This is a genomic window from Streptomyces sp. NPDC014894 (assembly GCF_043080985.1).
Classification (GTDB): Bacteria; Actinomycetota; Actinomycetes; order Streptomycetales; family Streptomycetaceae; genus Streptomyces.
Map to the genome: position 1 here is coordinate 40,779 of NZ_JBIBWD010000001.1, position 19,030 is coordinate 59,808.

The following is a 19,030-nucleotide window of genomic DNA, read 5'->3' on the forward strand; positions in this document are numbered from 1 at the left end:
CGGCCCCGGGAACGCCCGAGGGGCCGGTACCTGGCGGTACCGGCCCCTCGTCGTCGCGACGCGGGTGCGTCAGGCGTCGAACACCTCATTGACCAGCTGCTGCTGCTCCGCCTGGTGCCGCTTGGCCGAGCCCACCGCCGGGGACGAGCCGTGCGGGCGGGAGATCCGCCGCAGCCGCTCGCCGTGCGGGATGTCCGCGCCGACGGCCAGGTCCAGGTGGTCGATCAGATTGAGCGCGATGAACGGCCACGCGCCCTGGTTCGCCGGCTCCTCCTGCGCCCACAGGTACTTCTCGGCGTTCGGGAACTTGGCGATCTCGGCCTGAAGCTCCGCACCCGGCAGCGGGTACAGACGCTCCAGCCGGATGATCGCGGTGTCCGTCACCCCGCGCTTGACCCGCTCGGCGTCCAGGTCGTAGTAGACCTTGCCGGAGGTGAAGACGACCTTGCGCACGGCCGCCGGGTCCACCGAGGCGTCCCCGATCACCGGACGGAAGCCGCCGGTGAGGAACTCCTCCGCCTTCGACGCCGCGGCCTTCAGACGCAGCATCGACTTCGGGGTGAAGACGATCAGCGGCTTGTGGTGCGGGTTGTGGACCTGCCAGCGCAGCAGGTGGAAGTAGTTCGACGGCAGCGTCGGCATGGCGACCGTCATGTTGTTCTGCGCGCACATCTGGAGGAAGCGCTCGGGGCGGGCGGAGCTGTGGTCCGGGCCCTGGCCCTCGTAGCCGTGCGGCAGCAGCAGGGTGACGCCGGACGTCTGGCCCCACTTCTGCTCGGCGGAGGAGATGAACTCGTCCACCACGGTCTGCGCGCCGTTGACGAAGTCGCCGAACTGCGCCTCCCACATGACCAGCGCGTCCGGGCGGGCCAGCGAGTAGCCGTACTCGAAGCCCATCGCGGCGTACTCGCTCAGCAGCGAGTCGTACACGTTGTAACGGGCCTGCTCCTCGGTCAGGTAGAGCAGCGGGGTGTAGTCCTCGTTGGTCTCCTGGTCGACCAGGACCGCGTGGCGCTGGCCGAAGGTGCCGCGGCGGGTGTCCTGGCCGGAGAGCCGGACCGGGGTGCCCTCCATCAGCAGCGAGCCGATGGCGAGCGTCTCGCCCATGCCCCAGTCGATCGTCCCGTCCTCCACCGAGGAGGCGCGCCGCTGCATCTGCGGCATCAGCCTCGGGTGCACGGTGACATTGTCGGGGATGTTGACCTGGGACTCGGCGATCCGCTTCACGACCTCCTGGGAGATCGCGGTGGTCACGGCGACCGGGAACTCGGCCTGGGCGTCCGGGACCAGCGTCGGGGCCGGGTGGCTGGTGGCCTCGCGGACCTCCGCGAAGACCTTCTCCAGCTGGCCCTGGAAGTCCTGGAGCGCCTGCTCCGCCTCTTCCAGCGTGATGTCGCCGCGGCCGATCAGGGACTCGGTGTAGAGCTTGCGCACCGAGCGCTTCTTGTCGATCAGCGCGACCATCTGCGGGTTGGTGAACTGCGGGTTGTCGCCCTCGTTGTGACCGCGGCGGCGGTAGCAGATGAGGTCGATCACGACGTCCTTGTTGAACGTCTGGCGGAACTCGAAGGCCAGCCGCGCCACCCGGACACAGGCCTCGGGGTCGTCGCCGTTCACATGGAAGATCGGCGCCTCGATCATGCGGGCCACATCGGTGGCGTACATGGAGGAGCGCGACGACTCCGGGGCGGCGGTGAAGCCGACCTGGTTGTTGATCACGACGTGGACGGTGCCGCCGGTGCGGTAGCCCCGCAGCTGGGACATGTTCAGCGTCTCCGCGACCACGCCCTGGCCCGCGAAGGCCGCGTCGCCGTGGAGGGCGACCGGCAGGACGGTGAAGTCCGTGCCGCCCTTGTTGATCACGTCCTGCTTGGCGCGGGCGACGCCCTCCAGCACCGGGTCGACCGCCTCCAGGTGGGAGGGGTTGGCGACCAGCGAGACCTTGATCTGCTCGCCGTCCAGACCGGTGAAGGTGCCCTCGGCGCCCAGGTGGTACTTGACGTCGCCGGAGCCGTGCATCGACTTCGGGTCGAGGTTGCCCTCGAACTCGCGGAAGATCTGCGCGTACGACTTGCCCACGATGTTGGCGAGGACATTCAGCCGGCCGCGGTGGGCCATGCCGATGACGACCTCGTCGAGGCGCGACTCGGCGGCCGAGTCGATGACCGCGTCGAGCAGCGGGATGACGGACTCGCCGCCCTCCAGCGAGAACCGCTTCTGGCCGACGTACTTCGTCTGCAGGAAGGTCTCGAACGCCTCGGCCGCGTTCAGCCGGCGCAGGATCCGCAGCTGCTCCTCGCGCTCCGGCTTGGAGTGCGGGCGCTCCACCCGGTCCTGGATCCACTTGCGCTGCTTGGGGTCCTGGATGTGCATGAACTCGATGCCGGTGGTGCGGCAGTACGAGTCGCGCAGCACGCCGAGCACATCGCGGAGCTTCATCAGGGACTTGCCGGCGAAGCCGCCGACGGCGAACTCGCGCTCCAGGTCCCAGAGGGTGAGCCCGTGCTCGGTGATGTCCAGGTCGGGGTGCTTGCGCTGGCGGTACTCCAGCGGGTCGGTGTCGGCCATGACATGGCCGCGGACCCGGTAGGAGTGGATCAGCTCGAAGACCCGGGCGGCCTTGGTGACGTCGTCGTCGTGCGAGGCGTCGATGTCCTTGAGCCAGCGGACCGGCTCGTAGGGGATGCGCAGCGCCTCGAAGATGTCGTCGTAGAAGCCCTCCTCGCCGAGGAGGAAGTTCGCCACGACCCGCAGGAACTCGCCGGAGGCCGCGCCCTGGACCACCCGGTGGTCGTAGGTCGAGGTCAGCGTCATGACCTTGGCGATGCCCAGCTTGTTCAGGGTGTCCTGGGAGGTGCCCTGGAACTCGGCCGGGTAGTCCATCGAGCCGACGCCCATGATCACCGACTGGCCGGGCATCAGCCGCGGCACGGAGTGGACGGTGCCGAGGCCGCCGGGGTTGGTCAGCGAGACGGTGACTCCGGTGAAGTCGTCCATCGTCAGCTTGTTGCCCCGGGCGCGGCGGACGATGTCCTCGTACGCCTGCCAGAACTCGAAGAAGTTGAGCGTCTCGGCCTTCTTGATCGCCGCGACGACGAGCTGGCGGTCGCCGTTGGGCTTGACCAGGTCGATGGCGAGACCGAAGTTGACGTGCTCCGGCTTCACCAGGGTCGGCTTGCCGTCCTTCACCGCGAAGGAGTGGTTCATCGCCGGCATGGCCTTGAGGGCCTGCACCATCGCGTAGCCGATGAGGTGGGTGAAGGAGACCTTCCCGCCCCGGGCGCGCTTGAGGTGGTTGTTGATGACGATGCGGTTGTCGAACAGCAGCTTCACCGGGACGGCGCGCACGGAGGTGGCCGTGGGCACCTCCAGCGAGGCGTTCATGTTCTTCGCCACGGCGGCGGCCGGACCGCGCAGGGTGACCAGCTCGGGGCCGGCGGGCGCGTCGCCCTCGGCCGGAGCGGCCTTGGGCGCGGCCTTCGGGGCGGCGCTCGCGGGCTTCGGCGCGGCCGCGGCGGGCGCGGGGCTCGCGGCCGGGGCCGCCTTGGCCGGGGCGGCGGCCTGCGGCGCGGGCGCGGCAGGAGCGGCCGGGGCCTCGGCGGGCTTCACGGGGGCGGCCTGCGGAGCCGCGGGGCCGGCTCCGTTGGTCGCCGCCCGGGGGGCGGGCGTGGCCGGCGGGGTCACCGCGGCGGCCGGGGCCGCGGCGGGAGAGCCCTCGGCGGGCTCCGCTCCGGACGCGGCGGTGTTCTTGGCGCCGGGCTTGTAGTCGGCGAAGAAGTCCCACCAGGCTCGGTCGACCGAATTCGGATCCTGGAGGTACTGCTGGTAGATCTCGTCGACGAGCCACTCATTGGGCCCGAACGCGGCGGCAGGATCAATGCCCTGCGCGCTTTGGTCGGTCGGAGTGCTGGAGTTACTGGGGGACTGAGACGACACGGCGGCAACCGCCCTCTTCCGCTTCACAAGGTGATGGACAGCGGGAATCAAGGCTACGCCTCCACGGCCGAGAGGTGCAGGCCGGGCGGGCTACAGTCGCGCAAGTCACACCGAAAGGCGGGTTTCGGGGCTGGGTATGGCGGGAAATAAGCACGGTTTGCCCTCGCCGCTGGTATGAGTGCCACGCGGCGACGAATCCACCAGGTCCGCGCCCCGGCGGGGGGACCGACCTGATCATGTGTCGGCAGAAGGGTCGCTTCCGTATCGAACCCTACGTCAACCTCGCGCCGGGGGGATCCCGGGGAGAGTGACCAGGATCCGGCAGCCCCTCGCCGATTCGGCCACCCCTATGCGCCCGCCGTGGAGATCCACGGCCCAGCGGGCGATGGCCAGCCCCAGCCCGGTGCCGCCGTCGCTGCCCTTGCCGTGCGGAGCGCTCACGGCGCCCCGGTTGAACCGCTCGAAGACCTGGTGCCGCTCCTGCTCGGGAATGCCGGGCCCCTCGTCCTGCACCTCCAGCTCCAGCGACTCCGGCCGGCTCCCGCGCCGGGCCCGTACCGTCACCCGCCCGTGCGGCGGGGAGTGCTTCACCGCGTTGTCGATCAGATTGGCGACGACCTGGTGCAGCCGCTCCGCGTCCGCGTGCGCGGTCAGCTCGGGCGGCGAGACGTCCAGGTGCAGATGGACGTCCGTACGGGTGTGGTGGCCGGAGCCGGAGGCCAGCCCGCGCTGGGCGGCGGCCAGATTGGCCTCCTTCAGCACCCCCGAGAGATACGGCCACACCTCGAAGCGGCGGGCCCGCAGCGGCACCACGCCGTTGTCCAGCCGGGAGAGGTCGAGCAGGGTCTCCACCAGCCGGCCCAGCCGCTCGGTCTGCTTGAGCGCGGTGCGCATGGTCTCGGGGTCGGCGGCGGAGACCCCGTCGACCACGTTCTCCAGGACGGCCCGGAGCGCGGCGATCGGGGTGCGCAGCTCGTGGGAGACATTGGCCACCAGCTCCTTGCGGTGCCGGTCCACCGCCTCCAGGTCGTCCGCCATCAGATTGATGGTGGAGGCCAGGTCGCCCAGCTCGTCCCAGCGGTCCGCGCCGCGCACCCGGCGGGTGAAGTCGCCGTGCGATATCCCCTTGGCCACCCTGTTCATCTCGTCCAGCGGCGCGGTCAGGCCGTGCGCCACGAACTGGGTGATCAACAGGGTGGCGATCATCGAGAAGACCGTGATGAAGCGCAGCTCGGTGGAGGTGCGCAGGGCCACGAGCAGCAGTCCGGTCGTGATGAAGACGGAGACGACGACCAGCGCGCCGAGCTTGGACTTGATCGGGAAGGAGACGGCCCTGCGCCGCTGCTGCTCCTGGCACCGCCTCATGGGGCCGGCGTCTCCAGCGCGTAGCCGACGCCGTGCACGGTGCGGATCCGCTCGGCCCCGATCTTCCGGCGCAGCGCCTTGATGTGGCTGTCGACGGTCCGGGTGCCGGAGGCGTCCGCCCAGTCCCAGACCTCGGCGAGCAGCTGCTCCCGGGAGAGGACCGCGCGCGGGGTGTTGGCGAGGCAGACGAGCAGATCGAACTCGGTGGGGGTCAGATGGACGTCCTCGCCCCGGACCCGGACCCGGCGCTGGGCGTGGTCGATCTCCAGCTCGCCCAGGCGCAGGATGCCGTTGCGGGGGGTGACGGCGGCGAGCGCGGCCCGTTCGACCCGGCGCAGCAGCACATGGACCCGGGCGGCCAGCTCCCGCATGGAGAACGGCTTGGTCATGTAGTCGTCGGCGCCGACGCCGAGCCCGACCAGCATGTCGGTCTCGTCGTCCCGTGCGGTGAGCATCAGCACCGGGACCGGGCGCTGGGCCTGCACCCGGCGGCAGACCTCCAGCCCGTCGAAGCCCGGCAGCATCACGTCGAGGACCATCAGATCGGGCTGCCACGCCTCGGCCGCGTCGACGGCGGCGGGACCGTCGACGGCCGTCTGCACCAGAAAGCCCTCGGCCCGCAGCCGGGCGGCGATGGCGTCCACGATGGTCGCGTCGTCCTCGACGACCAGCACTCTGCGCTGGGCGCCGGGCGTGGCCGCCACGCCGTTGTGGGTGGTGTGTGTCTGTTCCATCGCCCGCCCCTGTAAGCGCTATCTGCGTTGATGCGCGCTAGGTAGATCAGTGGTCTGTGTGTAGCTCAGCAGCGTAAAGGCAGTTGGAGGCTCCGGGCTACGCAGGCCGGACGGCGAGGTGGACCACGTCGGGTACGCCTCGGGCAACCTGGATCTCTTTGGTTCTTACCCCGGTGAACCCGGCATTCCGCAAGGTTTCTTCGAAAGCGGGGGAGGGCTGTGCGGACCATACGGCGAGCACTCCGCCCGGCGTCAACCCCCGTCGGCACAGGTCGAGTCCGGCCGGGGCGTAGAGGGTCTCGTTGTCGTCGGTGACGGTCCAGTCGGGGCCGTTGTCGATATCGAGACAGAGCGCGTCATAGCGGGCGTCCGTCTCCCGCAGATGGGTCAGCAGGTCCGTGCGCAGGATCACGCTTCTCGGATCGGCGAGCGCGGGGGCCGAGAACCGGCCGAGCGGACCGGAGAGATGCCAGTCGATGATGGCCTGTTCTCGCTCCACCACGGCGATATGTCGCCAATGCGGATTGGCGGCGGCGTGCGCCAGCGAGAAGCCGACGCCGAGCCCTCCGACGAGCAGGGAGGACTCCCGCCGGCCGGCCGCCCGCAGCTCCTCGTACGCCATGTCGACGAGCAGCCGCTCCGAGCGCCCGTCGGAGGTGTCCATCAGGAAGCACCCGTTGGCGATGATCTCGTGGTGCTCGCCCCGGCGGCGCAGGACGACCTCGCCGTACGGTCCGTGGCGGCGGTCCAGGGTGACGGGAGCGCTGAGGGACATGTGACCTCCGGGGTCGGCGGGGCGGTGGTCGTCATGCTGGGGTCCGAAGCCGGGTGGAGCAAGCGGTTTTGGCCGACCTTCGCCCGGTACGCGTCCTCCCGGCCTGGCCCGGTCCCGCCCGCGCCGGGCCCGCGCCGGAGCGGGCGGGGCGGTCGGGCGCGGTCAGAGCGCGGGGACCTTCGCCGTGTCGCGGGACGCCGTGGTGGCGAAGTACTCGGAGAGCCGGCGCACGCGCTCCTCCCGGTCCATGCTCCGGAGGCGGTCCAGGGCCGCGGCGAACGCCGCGTCCTCCGCCGGACCGGCGGCGACGGAGGGCGCCGACGAGGTCCCGGACCGGGCCCGGGAGCCCTGCCCGGCCGGACGCGGCGATCTCGCGCATCGGGTCGGCGTGCCGGCCGTACGAGAGCGCCGCCCCCGTCGGCGGCAGCGCGGGGGAGAGCGCGAGCGGCAGCGGCCCGGCGGCCTCGTGGCCGATGCCGTACGCCAGGAACGGCGCGCCCCCGACGGCCCGGACCGGCGCGCTCAGCCAGGATCCGCGGAGCGCGGGGCCGGCCGCCCGCAGGAGGCGGACCAGCGGGCCGGGGACCGGCGACGGACGGGCCGGGGCCCGGGCCGGGACCCGCCCCGCGGATTCGGCGAGGGCGGCCTCGGCCGGCGCCGCCGCGCGGACGTCGGCGAGCACGGGGCCCGCCGCGCACCCCCGTGCCCCGGCGGACACCCGGGCGGCGCAGCCGCCGCAGCCCTCGACGTGCTTCTCCACCGACCGGGCCTCGGCGGCCGAACCCTCCGCGTACCGCTCGGCGAGCCGTTCGGCCACATGCCAGCCGGTCATGCCGTGCCTCCCGGCGGGTGCGTGTCCGGGGCGAGCCGGGCCGGCGCGGCGCGGCTCACGGCGGGCCCGCGTGCCGGTCGTACAGCGCGGCGAGCGCGTCGGCGTCCCGCCGGGCCGCCACGGCGCGCGGCGGCGACGCGTCGTCGTGCTCCGGACCGTCCCGTCCTGGGTCTGCCCCGCTGGGGCCCGCTCCATCTCACACCGGCTCTGTCGCCGGCCCCCGCTCCTCCGGTTCCCGTGCGCGGGACGCCCCTGTACGGGAGGGGAGGGCCGGGCGCCGAAGGGTGATCGCTGTGGGCGAACAGAGGGGCGGGAACATCTCGGCGGCCCCGTGCATTGAGTCCACATAGCTCAACTTCACTGCCTAAGGGGAGATCATGGCTGCTGAGTCCCAGACCTTCACACCGCTCACCCTGCCGGTGCTGCCTCTCGACGACGAGGTCGTGCTGCCCGGAATGGTGGTGCCGCTCGACCTGACGGACGCCGAGGTGCGGGCCGCGGTCGAGGCCGCGCAGGCCGTGCAGCTCACCGAGGGCAGCAAGCCCGAGTTGCTGCTTGTTCCGCGGGTCGACGGGAACTACGCCGCGATCGGTGTGCTCGGGACCGTCGAGCAGGTCGGCCGGCTCTCCGACGGCGACCCCGGGGCGCTCATCAAGGGGCGCGGCCGGGTGCGCATCGGCGCGGGCACCACAGGACCCGGGGCGGCGCTCTGGGTCGAGGGCGCCCGGGTGGACGAGGCGGCCCCCGAGCCGCTCCCCGGGCAGGTCGCCGAGCTGGTGACGGAGTACAAGGCGCTGGCCACCGACTGGCTGAAGCGCCGCGGCGCCTGGCAGGTCGTGGACCGCGTCCAGCAGATCGACGACGTCTCCCAGCTCGCCGACAACTCCGGCTACTCGCCGTTCCTCACCACCGCCCAGCGGATCGAGCTGCTGGAGACCGCCGACCCGGTCGCCCGGCTGAAGCTCGCCACCGACCAGCTCCGCGAGCACCTCGCCGAGCAGGACGTGGCCGAGTCCATCGCCAAGGACGTCCAGGAGGGCGTCGACAAGCAGCAGCGCGAGTTCCTGCTCCGCCGCCAGCTCGACGCCGTCCGCAAGGAGCTGCGCGAGCTGAACGGCGAGAGCGAGGGCGAGGAGTCCGACGACTACCGGGCCCGGGTCGAGGCCGCCGAGCTGCCCGAGCACGTCCGCGAGGCCGCGCTCAAGGAGGTCGAGAAGCTGGAGCGGGCCAGCGACCAGAGCCCCGAGGGCTCCTGGATCCGCACCTGGCTCGACACCGTCCTCGAACTGCCGTGGAACAAGCGCACCGAGGACGCGTACGACATCCGGGGCGCCCAGACCGTCCTCGACGCCGAGCACGCGGGCCTCCAGGACGTGAAGGAGCGGATCACCGAGTACCTGGCGGTGCGCAAGCGGCGCTCCGAGCGCGGACTCGGCGTGGTCGGCGGACGGCGCGGCGGCGCGGTGCTGGCGCTCGTCGGCCCGCCCGGCGTGGGCAAGACCTCGCTCGGCGAGTCCGTCGCGCACGCGATGGGCCGTGAGTTCGTCCGGGTCGCCCTCGGCGGCGTCCGGGACGAGGCGGAGATCCGCGGCCACCGGCGTACCTACGTCGGAGCCCTTCCCGGCCGTATCGTCCGGGCGATCAAGGAGGCCGGGTCGATGAACCCGGTGGTCCTGCTCGACGAGATCGACAAGGTCGGCTCGGACTTCCGGGGCGACCCGGCGGCCGCCCTCCTCGAAGTCCTGGACCCGGCGCAGAACCACACCTTCCGCGACCACTACCTGGAGGTCGAACTCGATCTGAGCGATGTCGTCTTCCTGGCCACCGCCAATGTGCTGGAGGCCGTCCCGGAGGCGCTGCTCGACCGGATGGAGGTCGTCCGGCTGGACGGCTACACCGAGGACGAAAAGGTCGTCATCGGCCGGGACCACCTGCTCCCGCGCCAGCTGGAGCGTGCGGGACTGGAGTCGGACGAGATCGTCCTGGAGGAGTCGGCGCTGCGCCGGCTCGCCGGGGAGTACACCCGGGAGGCCGGGGTGCGGAATCTGGAGCGCGCCATCGCCAGGCTGCTGCGCAAGGTGGCCGCCCAGCACGAGCTGGGCGACCGGGAGCTGCCGTTCACGATCGGCGCGGAGCAGCTGCGCGATCTGATCGGACGGCCGCACCATGTGCCCGAGTCCGCCCAGGACCCGGCCGAGCGCCGGACCGCCGTGCCCGGCGTCGCCACCGGACTCGCGGTCACCGGGGCGGGCGGTGACGTCCTCTTTGTGGAGGCGTCGCTGGCCGATCCGGAGACGGGCGCGTCGGGGCTGACCCTCACCGGCCAGCTGGGCGATGTGATGAAGGAGTCGGCGCAGATCGCGCTGAGCTTCCTGCGCTCGCGCGGGGCGGAGACCGAACTCCCGGTCGCCGACCTCAAGGACCGGGGCGTGCACATCCACTTCCCGGCGGGCGCGGTCCCCAAGGACGGCCCGAGCGCGGGCATCACCATGACGACCGCGCTGGCGTCGCTGCTCTCCGGACGCCCGGTGCGCACGGACGTGGCGATGACCGGCGAGGTGTCGCTGACCGGGCGGGTGCTGCCCATCGGCGGTCTGAAGCAGAAGCTGCTGGCCGCCCACCGGGCGGGCATCACCACCGTGGTGATCCCCAAGCGGAACGAGGCCGACCTGGACGACGTCCCGGCCGAGATCCTCGACAAGCTGGAGGTCCACCCGGTGACGGACGTCCGCCAGGTCCTGGAGATCGCCCTCTCCCCGGCCCGGGTGGCGGTGTCCGCCGCCGCCTGACCGGACGGAAGAGGCCCCCGGCGCGTCCGCGCGCCGGGGGCCTTCCGCGTCCGTCTGGCCGTCCGTCCGCCCGCGCCGGGCCGGGGCGCGGGGCGCGGGACCCGCCCGGGGCCGTACGCGCCCGTGCCCCGGCCCGGACAGCACCCGCCCCGGACCGCCCCGGACCTGGCCTCCGTCACAGTCCGTCACAATGGCCCGATGGACACGATCACCGAGCGGACCGGGAACCGGGATCTGCGCGCGGACTGCGGAAACTGCGCCGGCCTGTGCTGCGTCGCCCTCCCCTTCTCCGCCTCGGCGGACTTCGCCGTCGACAAGAAGGCCGGTGAGCCCTGCCGCAATCTCGACGAGGACTTCCGCTGCGGTATCCACACCCGGCTGCGGACGAGCGGATTCCCCGGCTGCACCGTCTACGACTGCTTCGGCGCGGGCCAGAAGGTCTCCCTGGTCACCTTCGGCGGCGCGGACTGGCGGCGCACCCCGGAGTCGGCCGCCGCGATGTTCGCGGTCTTCCCCGTCGTACGACAGCTCCAGGAGCTGCTCTGGTATCTGACCGAGGCGCTCGCCCTCGCCCCGGCCCGCTCCCTCCACGCGGAGCTGCGCCCGCTGCTGGCGGAGACCGAGGCGCTCACCCTGCTCGGCCCGGACGACCTCGCCGGGCTGGACGTGGCCGCGCACCGGGAGCGGGTGAACACCCTGCTGCTCCGTACGAGCGAGCTGGTCCGGGCCGGGGACCGGCCGAAGCGGAAGGACCGCAGGGGGGCCGATCTGGTCGGGGCCCGGCTCAGGGGCGCCAATCTGCGCGGGGTGAGCCTGCGGGGCGCGTGTCTCATCGCCGCCGACCTCTCCGGCGCGGATCTGCGCCGGGCGGATCTGATCGGGGCGGATCTGCGCGCCGCCGATCTCTCGGGCGCCGATCTCACCGACAGCGTCTTCCTCACCCAGCCGCAGGTGAACGCGGCGAAGGGGGACGCCGCCACCAGGCTCCCCGCCGGGCTGGACCGCCCCGCGCACTGGTCCTGACCCGTGCCGTCCCCGAACCGCACCGGTCCTGACCGGTCGTCGCGACCGGTCAGGACCAGGACCAGGAGGTACGGGGCCGGTCGGGTCAGCCGTCGGCGAGGGCCGTCACCCGGTCGAGGGCCCCGTTGAACCGGTTGTGGTCCCCGACGATCGGCCCGGACGAGGTGTACTGCCACATCGTCTGGGCCGCCCACCCGGCCGGGAGCGTCCCCGGCGTGGTGTTGTAGCGGGCGATCCAGAGCGGATTGTTCCCGCCGAAGCCCGCGTAGTCGCCGGTGCACTGCGTCCACCAGCTGGTCGCGGTGTAGATCACCGGATCCCGCCCGGTGCGGGCCTTGTACCGGTTCAGGAAGTCCCGGATCCAGGTCACCATCCCGGACTGGGACTTGCCGTAGCAGGCGTCGCCGTACGGATTCCACTCGATGTCGAGCGCGCCCGGCAGGGTCCTGCCGTCCCGGGTCCAGCCGCCGCCGTTGTCGACGAAGTAGTCGGCCTGGGCCGCGCCGCCCGTCGTGTCGGGGGTGGCGAAGTGGTACGAGCCCCGGACCATGCCGACGGTGTACGAGCCGGTGTACTGCTGCGAGAAGTAGGGGTTCTTGTAGTAGGTGCCCTCGGTGGCCTTCACATAGGCCCACCGCACACCGCTGTCCCAGAGGGACGGCCAGCCGACGTTGCCCTGGTGGCTGGAGACGTCGACGCCTTCCGTCTGGGCGGCGCGGGCGCCGATCGGCAGACCTCCCTGGCCGTCGTGCTCGACGACGCCCATGCCCAGATGGGCGGAGCCGCGGGGCGGCACGTCGGACGCGCCGGCCGCGCCGGGGAGGGTGAGGAGGAGGGAGAGGACCGCGAGGAGAGCGCCGGCCGCCGCCAGGAGCGAGCGGCGGGGTCTCCCCGACGAGCTGGAGGGAACGGTCGTTCCGGATCTGTGCACGGACACAGCCTGCCTCCGCGCGCCGTCGGCCGGAGGCCGCGGACATGCGCGGACATACCGCGATGGAGCAATGTGGTGTGGGCATGTCATATGAAACGCTACGCGCGGAGAAACCCGCCGCGTAAGACGTGCGGAGTGCGGCCGGCGGACCCGGCTGCGAAATACTGAACAGGCTTCGGCGGGCGACGCCGTTGACGGGGACTTTCGGGATTCGAAATGCGTTACGAGGGGTGCTGACGTGCACGAAAGCGGTACGGGCGGCGAATCCGGCGCCTGTGGTGAGAACGGTGTGGATCAGGTATTCCTCGCGCTGGAAAGGGAGTTGGCGGTATTCCACCGGCGGGCCAGGGCCTCGTCCGGCGAGATGGCCCGTCAGCTCCACCCCGATCTGGAGGCGGCCGCCTACGGACTTCTCGTCCGGCTGGAGGAGTCGGGCTCGCTGCGCGCCACCGATCTCGCCGGGTACTTCGGGGTCGGCAAGGCGACGATGAGCCGTCAGCTGCGGGCGCTGGAGCGGCTGGGGCTGGTGGTCCGGGAGCCCGATCCGGCGGACGGCCGGGCGTCACTCGTCCGGCTCACCGAAGAAGGTCTGACCCGATTCCGCCGAGTGAGGGACGCGCGCCGCGAACGCCATGCCGCCAGGCTCGCGGGCTGGGACCGCGCGGAGATCGCCCAGCTGGCCAGGCTGCTGAATCAGCTGAACGCCCGCGCGGAGGAGTGAGCCCCGGGGCCCCGACCCGGCCCCGACCCGGCCCCGGGGCTCGCGGACCGACCGCCCGAACCCCCCGCCCGTCGGGGCCGTCGAGGCCCCCGGCCCGAGCACCCGAGCACCCGAGCACCCGAGCACCCGAGCACCCGAGCGCCCGAGCCCCCGGGCCGCAGCGGCCCCCCGGCCCGCCCCCGCCTACAACTCCGCCAGCACCGCCGTCGCGTCGTCGTGCAGCTTCCAGCGGATCGGCCCCGCCCCCGTCTCCGCCCGCTCCCGCGCGGTCTCCGTCTCCGCCTCCCGCACCCGGTCGATCAGCCCCTGGGCCCCCTCCTTGCGCAGCAGCCCCAGGCACTGGCCCCAGTCGCCCCGCCCGAACATGTCCACCCAGCGCGAGGCCCCGTCGGTCAGCGCGACCACCGAGCGCACCTCGGAGCGGGGCGTGCGCCCGGTCACCGCGCGGGCCGCCACCCCGGGGTCCGCGGCCGCCGTGAAGAAGCCGCCCTCCGCGTTCCGCAGGGCGTCCGCCGAGGCGTGCGTGCGCAGCGCCTCGCGGGGCAGCCGGTCGAGCCGGTCGTCCCGCACCGCCCGCACCCCGCCCTCCGGCGACTCGATCAGCAGCGTCGAGTCCGAGAGCACCAGATGCTCCACCTCGTCCGAGGGGCCGCCCCAGCGAACGAGGACGACCGTTGCCTGCGGAGTTCGAACGTGAGAAAGGTCACAGCTGTGACGGTGGGTGTCGGCGGTGCGCCGGATTGCCGCGGAGAGAATCCCGGCCAAGGGCGTGTCCGGCCGAGAAACGGACAGTTCGAGCAGCGCACCGCCGAGTCGGGCGGTGAACCAGTGGACGGTGTGCTCACACCCGTCGTCCCCCTTCGGAGGGGTCACCCCGTCCAGCACCACGAGCGATCCTCCCTGGCCCGACGCGGGCAGGGCCACGGATGCCCAGTCCTCGTTGGGGCGTTCGGGCGAACTTGCGGAAGTGGCCAGATCCATACGCATGCACCCCAGTCTGCATGACTTGTTCACCGGGCCTGCACAATCGCACAAACAATTGGTACGGGCAGGTCAGGGGGTGTTCGAAAAGGCTGACGGGCCATCGGGTGAAGCTGCGGGCGCGCATCCTGCCAAAGCCCGGCCGGAAGATCCAGTCAGCGTCCGCGGAATGACCCCGACGGCCACCGAGAGGAGTTGTTTGCCAACTCCCCAGTGATGTTCACTCGTTCAGGTGGCGGAGCGGCCGATGCGCGCCCCCCTCCCAAATGCACTGGAATGGTCTTATGTCGTGCCAGGGGTGGGATCAACGCGTGTGACCGGTCGTCATCTCTGCTTCACGGGTTCAAAAGGTGGACGAGTCAAGCAGGATTGCGAGCACCGGTGCAGAAGAAGCGGCCTCAGGCCCCCCTGGTCCCTGAGACGTATCCGGCACAGGGCCCCTCGCCGGTCCCTGTCGCACGCGGCCGGGCCAAACGCGTGCGCAACAGGCTGGTCATCGGCGTCGCCGTCGTCAGCCTCGTCGTCGTCGGCGCGGGAGCGCCCGGAGTGCTGGCCGGCTCCGCCGACCTGAGCGAGTCCCAGCGGCTGGTCACCCTCGCCGAGCTGAACCGGCAGGCGGTCACCCTCGCCCACTCGCTCTCCGACGAGCGCGACGAGGTCACCGCCTACATCGCGGCCGGACGCGACGAGCAGCGGGGACCCGAGGACGGCCGCAGGGAGGTCACCGACGCCCGCAGCGCCCGCGTCGACCGGCAGATCGACGAGATCCGCGGCTCCCTCTCCGACGGCCGGACCGAACTCCGCCGCGAGCTGGCCACCGTGCCCTCGGTCCGCCGCACCGCGCTGACCGGCAAGGGCTCGGCGATGGAGGCCCACCGGGCCTACACCGCCGTCATCGTCACCCTCCAGTCGCTCGCCGACGAACTCGCCGACAAGACCCCGCCGCGCGCCGCCGGGGCCACCCGCGCCGCCCGCGCCTCCGCCGAGCTGGGCCTCGCCGCCGAACAGGCCTCGGCCGCCCGGGGCCTGCTGCTGGCCGCCCTCGCCGTGCCCAGCCCGGAGCCGCTCCGCAGCGCCGACCCGATCACCGGACTCCCGGTCGAGACGGAGAGCGAGGACGGCAAAGAGGCCCAGGAGGCCCGCGACGCGCTGAGCGCCGCCGCCCAGCAGTCCCGGGTGCGCGAACTGGCCGCCCTCGCCGACTTCGACCAGGCCGCGGGCGCCGAGGCCCGCGACTCCCTGGCCGCCACCGTCACCGGCGCCGAGGTCAAGGCAGCCGAGGGCCATCTCTCCCGGCTCACCGACCAGCCGGAGCTGTCCGACGCCGAGCGCGACACCGACCGCGAGGCGCTGGAGACCGCGCTCACCGCCCGGATCGAGCAGATGCGCGGCGTCGAGTCGACCCTCGCCTCCCAGCGGATCGCCGGCCTGGAGCGGCTCCGCGACGACGACGTCACCGCGCTGGAGATCCAGGTGGCCCTCCTCGGCGGACTGGTGCTGCTCTCCATCGGCGTCTCCGCCGCCGTCGCCCGCACCCTCACCCGCCCGCTCGCCGTGCTGCGGATCGGCGCGGCCCGCCTCGCGGACGCGCCCGAGACGGCGGAGCCGGTCGGCTTCACCGGCCGCAACGACGAATTCGCCCAGGTCGTACGCTCCCTCAACACGCTCCACGGCAAGGTCCGCGTACTCGCCGACAGCGCCCAGGGCATCGAGAGCGAGCGCGCCGAGGCGGTCGGCTCCCGCGACGTCCTGGCCGCCAAGCTCTCCGCCGCCCGCGCCGAGCTGCGCGAGAACACCGGCGAGCTGACCGCGGAGCTGAGGCGGCTGCGGCACACCGTCGACCACACCTTCGTCAATCTCTCGCTCCGCACCCTCGGCCTGGTCGAGCGCCAGCTCGGCGTGATCGAGAAGCTGGAGGAGCGCGAGCAGGACCCGGAGCGCCTCGCCACCCTCTTCAAGCTCGACCACATGGCCACCGTCATGCGCCGCCACAGCGAGAACCTGCTGGTCCTCGCGGGCGCCGAGCACGGCCACGGACATGTGGGCCCGGTCCCGCTGGTCGACGTGCTGCGCGCCGCCGTCAGCGAGATCGAGCGGTACGAACGGGTCGTCATCCAGTCCCTGCCGCCGCACTCCCAGGTCGCGGGCTTCGCCGCCGACGACCTCAGCCACCTCATCGCCGAGCTGCTGGAGAACGCCACCTCGTTCTCGCCGCCGGAGGCGCGGGTCGAGCTGTCCGGCTGGCTGCTGGAGAGCGGCGAGGTGATGCTCTCCGTGCAGGACGGCGGCATCGGGATGACCGCCGGGCGGCTCGCCGAGCTGAACACCCGGCTGGAGGACCCGCAGGCGTACGAGCTGGCGCCCAGCGGCGGCGACGCCGAGGGGCTGGGGCTCCGGGTCGCCGGACTGCTGGCCGCGCGGCACGGGGTCCGCGTACAGCTGCGCGAGCAGTCGCCCGGCGGGGTCACCGCCGTGGTGGTGCTGCCGCAGGGCCTGCTGCCCAAGGAGCCGCCGGCCGAGGCCCCGGTCTCCATGTCGGACACCGGCTCCACCCCGGTCCAGCTGCCGGGTTCGGTCGCCGAGGCCAACTCCAACGCCCTGCCGGCCGGTCAGCGCCGCCCGCTGACGCCCCACCAGGACGAGCCCGGGGCCCCGGCCGGCGAGCCCTCCGACCCGCACGCCGACCCGCTGGTGGCGGCGGCCGAGGCGGCCGTCCGCGCCTCGGAGGAGGAGCGCGCGCCCCAGCGGGAGCCCGAGGCCGAGCCGGGGCGGGAGCCGCGGGCCGAGCAGGAGCCGGTCGCGCACGAGCGCACGGCCGACGGCGGCCCGGCGTCCTCCCGCTCCACGGCCCCCGGGGTCGACGAGCCCACGTTCACCATGCGGCTGCCGGAGCAGGGCGCCGCCCCCGGACAGGCCCCCGGCGAGCACGCCGCCGAGAAGCGGCACAGCGCGCCCGCCGCCGAGCAGCACCCCACCGACATCACCGACACCACCCACACCACCGACATCACCGAGCAGCACGGCTCCGAGCGCCGGGACACCGGCGCACCCGGAGCCTCACACCACCCGGCGGCCGCGGACCATCCATCCGCTGCCGGATCCGAGCGGGCCGGGGAGCCCGCCCGGGCGGCCGGGGCCGAACCCGTCTGGGACCGCGTCACCGACAAGGGCCTGCCCAAGCGCACGCCCAAGGTCGTCAAGCCCGTGGCCGCCTCCGGCGAACGCGGGGGCAGCGTCGACGCGGACGCCCTGCGCCGCAAGCTGGGGGGCTTCCAGCGAGCGGCCGACAAGGGCCGCCAGGAGGCGGAGGCGGAGATCGCGGGCGCCGGCGCGGCGAGCGAAGAAGCGACAACCGAAGAAGCGGGGGACACAGTCGAGGAGGCACGCAGTTGACTGCGACCGGCACGTTCGGCCTGAGCAGTGAGGCACGCAATCTGCACTGGTTGCTCAGCAATCTGGTGGAGGAGGTGCCCGGACTGCGCTCGGTCGCCGTCGTCTCGTCCGACGGACTGCTGCTGCTGTCCTCCGACCCCGCGCAGAACACCGCCCGCCCCGACACCGCCCGCCAGGACGGCCCCAGGGGCTCCAGCGCCGATCTCGCCACCATCGTCTCGGGCATCGGCAGCCTCACCATCGGGGCCGCCCGGCTGATGGACGGCGGCGGCGTCAAACAGACGATGGTCGCGATGGAGGGCGCCAGCGTGTTCATCATGTCGATCAGCGACGGCTCACTGCTCGGGGTGCAGGCCGAGGCCGACTGCGACATGTCCGTCGTCGCGTACCACATGGGGCTCTTCGTGGGCCGCGCCGGACATGTCCTCACCCCCGAACTCCGCAGTGAACTCCGCCTGTCCCTGGAGGGCACCCAGTGACGTCCTCACCGCCCCCGCCGTCCTCGACGCCCTCCGGGCTGCCGATGCGCGGCGAGAACCGCCGCCCCGCCCGCGTACGCCCGTACTCGCTCACCGGCGGACGCACCCGCTTCGGCCATGTGCTGCTGGTGGAGACGTTCGTGGCGGCGCTGGAGGCCCCGGAGGAGCGCAGAGAGCTGCCCAAGGGCGATCTCTCCACCCGGGTCATGCCCGAACTGCAGGCCATCGTCGAGCTGTGCCGCAGAATGCGAACGGTCGCCGAGATCTCGGCGATCCTCAAGATGCCGCTGGGCGTCGTCAGGGTGCTTCTCAGCGACCTCGCCGACCAGGGAAAGATCCGTGTGTACGGCACCGGGCACGGCCCGGGACGCCCCGAACGCGCACTGCTTGAAAGGGTGCTGAGTGGACTTCGCCGCCTCTGACACGCCTGGCTCCGGAGCATCCGCGGCCGAGCCCCGCCCCGGGCTGTGGCCCGGCCCGGCCGAAGAGGGCGTCCAGGCCTGGCAGCTGGATCACAGCCGTGCCCCCACCGCGGCCAAGGTGGTCGTCGCGGGTGGTTTCGGCGTGGGCAAGACGACCTTCGTCGGCTCGGTCTCGGAGATCACCCCGCTCCAGACCGAGGCGCTGATGACTCAGGCGAGCGAGGAGACCGACGATCTCTCCGGCACGCCCGAGAAGCTGACCACGACCGTGGCCATGGACTTCGGCCGGATCACGCTGGACGAGGATCTGGTGCTGTACGTGTTCGGCACGCCCGGACAGCAGCGCTTCTGGTTCATGTGGGACGACCTGGCGCGCGGCGCGATCGGGGCGATCGTGCTCGCCGACACCCGGCGGCTGTCGGACTGCTTCCCCGCTCTCGACTACTTCGAGAGCAGCGGGCTGCCGTACATCGTCGCGGTCAATCACTTCGACGGATCGCAGCTGTTCGAGACCGAGGACGTGCGGGAGGCCTTGACCATACCGGTGCGCGTGCCGATTGTGATCATGGACGCGCGCGACAAGACCACCGTGGTCGAGTCACTGCTCGGCCTGGTGGCGCACGCGCTCGAGGTCACCCCCGAATAACCC

Annotated in this window: 13 protein-coding genes; 7 read left to right on the top strand and 6 right to left on the bottom strand. The window is 72.5% G+C overall.

Annotated features, from left to right (window positions below; genetic code table 11):
• Positions 1–69: 69 nt before the first annotated feature.
• The 4 genes from ACF089_RS00190 to ACF089_RS00205 all read right to left on the bottom strand — a co-directional run bounded on the left by ACF089_RS00190 (position 70) and on the right by ACF089_RS00205 (position 6,810).
• Complete coding sequence (locus ACF089_RS00190) at positions 70–3,936, bottom strand: multifunctional oxoglutarate decarboxylase/oxoglutarate dehydrogenase thiamine pyrophosphate-binding subunit/dihydrolipoyllysine-residue succinyltransferase subunit (protein ID WP_392019674.1); 3,867 nt, start codon at positions 3,934–3,936, stop codon at positions 70–72.
• Between the two features lie 276 nt (positions 3,937–4,212).
• A complete protein-coding gene (locus ACF089_RS00195) occupies positions 4,213–5,301 on the bottom strand; it encodes an ATP-binding protein (protein ID WP_392019677.1) in 1,089 nt (362 codons plus the stop codon).
• Entirely contained in the window at positions 5,298–6,035 is a 738-nt protein-coding gene (locus ACF089_RS00200) for a response regulator transcription factor (RefSeq protein WP_392019680.1), read from the bottom strand. Before ACF089_RS00200 ends, ACF089_RS00195 begins: the two co-directional genes overlap by 4 nt.
• Before the next feature lie 97 nt (positions 6,036–6,132).
• The gene (locus tag ACF089_RS00205; protein ID WP_392019684.1) at positions 6,133–6,810 is read right to left on the bottom strand and encodes a spermidine synthase; all 678 of its coding nucleotides are present in this window, start codon (positions 6,808–6,810) and stop codon (positions 6,133–6,135) included.
• 1,209 nt (positions 6,811–8,019) lie between these two features.
• Between ACF089_RS00205 and lon the strand changes: the two genes are divergently transcribed.
• Both lon and ACF089_RS00215 read left to right on the top strand, forming a co-directional pair.
• On the top strand, positions 8,020–10,431 hold the full coding sequence (lon, locus tag ACF089_RS00210) for an endopeptidase La (RefSeq protein WP_392019687.1): 2,412 nt from the start codon (positions 8,020–8,022) through the stop codon (positions 10,429–10,431).
• 198 nt (positions 10,432–10,629) lie between these two features.
• Complete coding sequence (locus ACF089_RS00215; RefSeq protein ID WP_392019690.1) at positions 10,630–11,454, top strand: pentapeptide repeat-containing protein; 825 nt, start codon at positions 10,630–10,632, stop codon at positions 11,452–11,454.
• Between the two features lie 85 nt (positions 11,455–11,539).
• On the opposite strand, the gene ACF089_RS00220 is transcribed toward ACF089_RS00215, so the two are convergent.
• The gene (locus tag ACF089_RS00220; RefSeq protein ID WP_392019693.1) at positions 11,540–12,391 is read right to left on the bottom strand and encodes a lysozyme; all 852 of its coding nucleotides are present in this window, start codon (positions 12,389–12,391) and stop codon (positions 11,540–11,542) included.
• A gap of 232 nt (positions 12,392–12,623) precedes the next feature.
• Here ACF089_RS00220 and ACF089_RS00225 point away from each other — a divergent pair, with 232 nt between their 5' ends.
• On the top strand, positions 12,624–13,106 hold the full coding sequence (locus ACF089_RS00225) for a MarR family winged helix-turn-helix transcriptional regulator (RefSeq protein WP_392019696.1): 483 nt from the start codon (positions 12,624–12,626) through the stop codon (positions 13,104–13,106).
• Between the two features lie 183 nt (positions 13,107–13,289).
• Here the strand turns inward: ACF089_RS00225 and ACF089_RS00230 are convergent, their stop codons facing one another.
• A complete protein-coding gene (locus ACF089_RS00230) occupies positions 13,290–14,093 on the bottom strand; it encodes a hypothetical protein (RefSeq protein ID WP_392019699.1) in 804 nt (267 codons plus the stop codon).
• A gap of 375 nt (positions 14,094–14,468) precedes the next feature.
• Between ACF089_RS00230 and ACF089_RS00235 the strand changes: the two genes are divergently transcribed.
• From ACF089_RS00235 to ACF089_RS00250, 4 genes are read left to right on the top strand one after another with little or no spacing between them, the layout of a single operon-like run.
• On the top strand, positions 14,469–17,480 hold the full coding sequence (locus ACF089_RS00235; protein ID WP_392019702.1) for a nitrate- and nitrite sensing domain-containing protein: 3,012 nt from the start codon (positions 14,469–14,471) through the stop codon (positions 17,478–17,480).
• Positions 17,477–17,959: a roadblock/LC7 domain-containing protein gene (locus tag ACF089_RS00240; RefSeq protein ID WP_392019705.1), complete on the top strand. Its 483-nt coding sequence runs from the start codon at positions 17,477–17,479 to the stop codon at positions 17,957–17,959. Before ACF089_RS00235 ends, ACF089_RS00240 begins: the two co-directional genes overlap by 4 nt.
• A 44-nt stretch (positions 17,960–18,003) precedes the next feature.
• Positions 18,004–18,381 (top strand): DUF742 domain-containing protein, encoded by a 378-nt coding sequence (locus ACF089_RS00245; RefSeq protein WP_392021523.1) that lies wholly within the window; start codon positions 18,004–18,006, stop codon positions 18,379–18,381.
• Complete coding sequence (locus ACF089_RS00250; RefSeq protein ID WP_392019707.1) at positions 18,362–19,027, top strand: ATP/GTP-binding protein; 666 nt, start codon at positions 18,362–18,364, stop codon at positions 19,025–19,027. The genes ACF089_RS00245 and ACF089_RS00250 overlap by 20 nt, the downstream gene beginning before the upstream one ends.
• Positions 19,028–19,030: the final 3 nt, after the last annotated feature.

Coding starts and splice junctions, on each gene's coding strand:
- ACF089_RS00245 (WP_392021523.1), top strand. CDS start 18,004: ATGCGCGGCGAGAACCGCCGCCCCGCCCGCGTACGCCCGTACTCGCTC.
- lon (WP_392019687.1), top strand. CDS start 8,020: ATGGCTGCTGAGTCCCAGACCTTCACACCGCTCACCCTGCCGGTGCTG.
- ACF089_RS00205 (WP_392019684.1), bottom strand. CDS start 6,810: ATGTCCCTCAGCGCTCCCGTCACCCTGGACCGCCGCCACGGACCGTAC.
- ACF089_RS00230 (WP_392019699.1), bottom strand. CDS start 14,093: ATGCGTATGGATCTGGCCACTTCCGCAAGTTCGCCCGAACGCCCCAAC.
- ACF089_RS00200 (WP_392019680.1), bottom strand. CDS start 6,035: ATGGAACAGACACACACCACCCACAACGGCGTGGCGGCCACGCCCGGC.
- ACF089_RS00195 (WP_392019677.1), bottom strand. CDS start 5,301: ATGAGGCGGTGCCAGGAGCAGCAGCGGCGCAGGGCCGTCTCCTTCCCG.
- ACF089_RS00215 (WP_392019690.1), top strand. CDS start 10,630: ATGGACACGATCACCGAGCGGACCGGGAACCGGGATCTGCGCGCGGAC.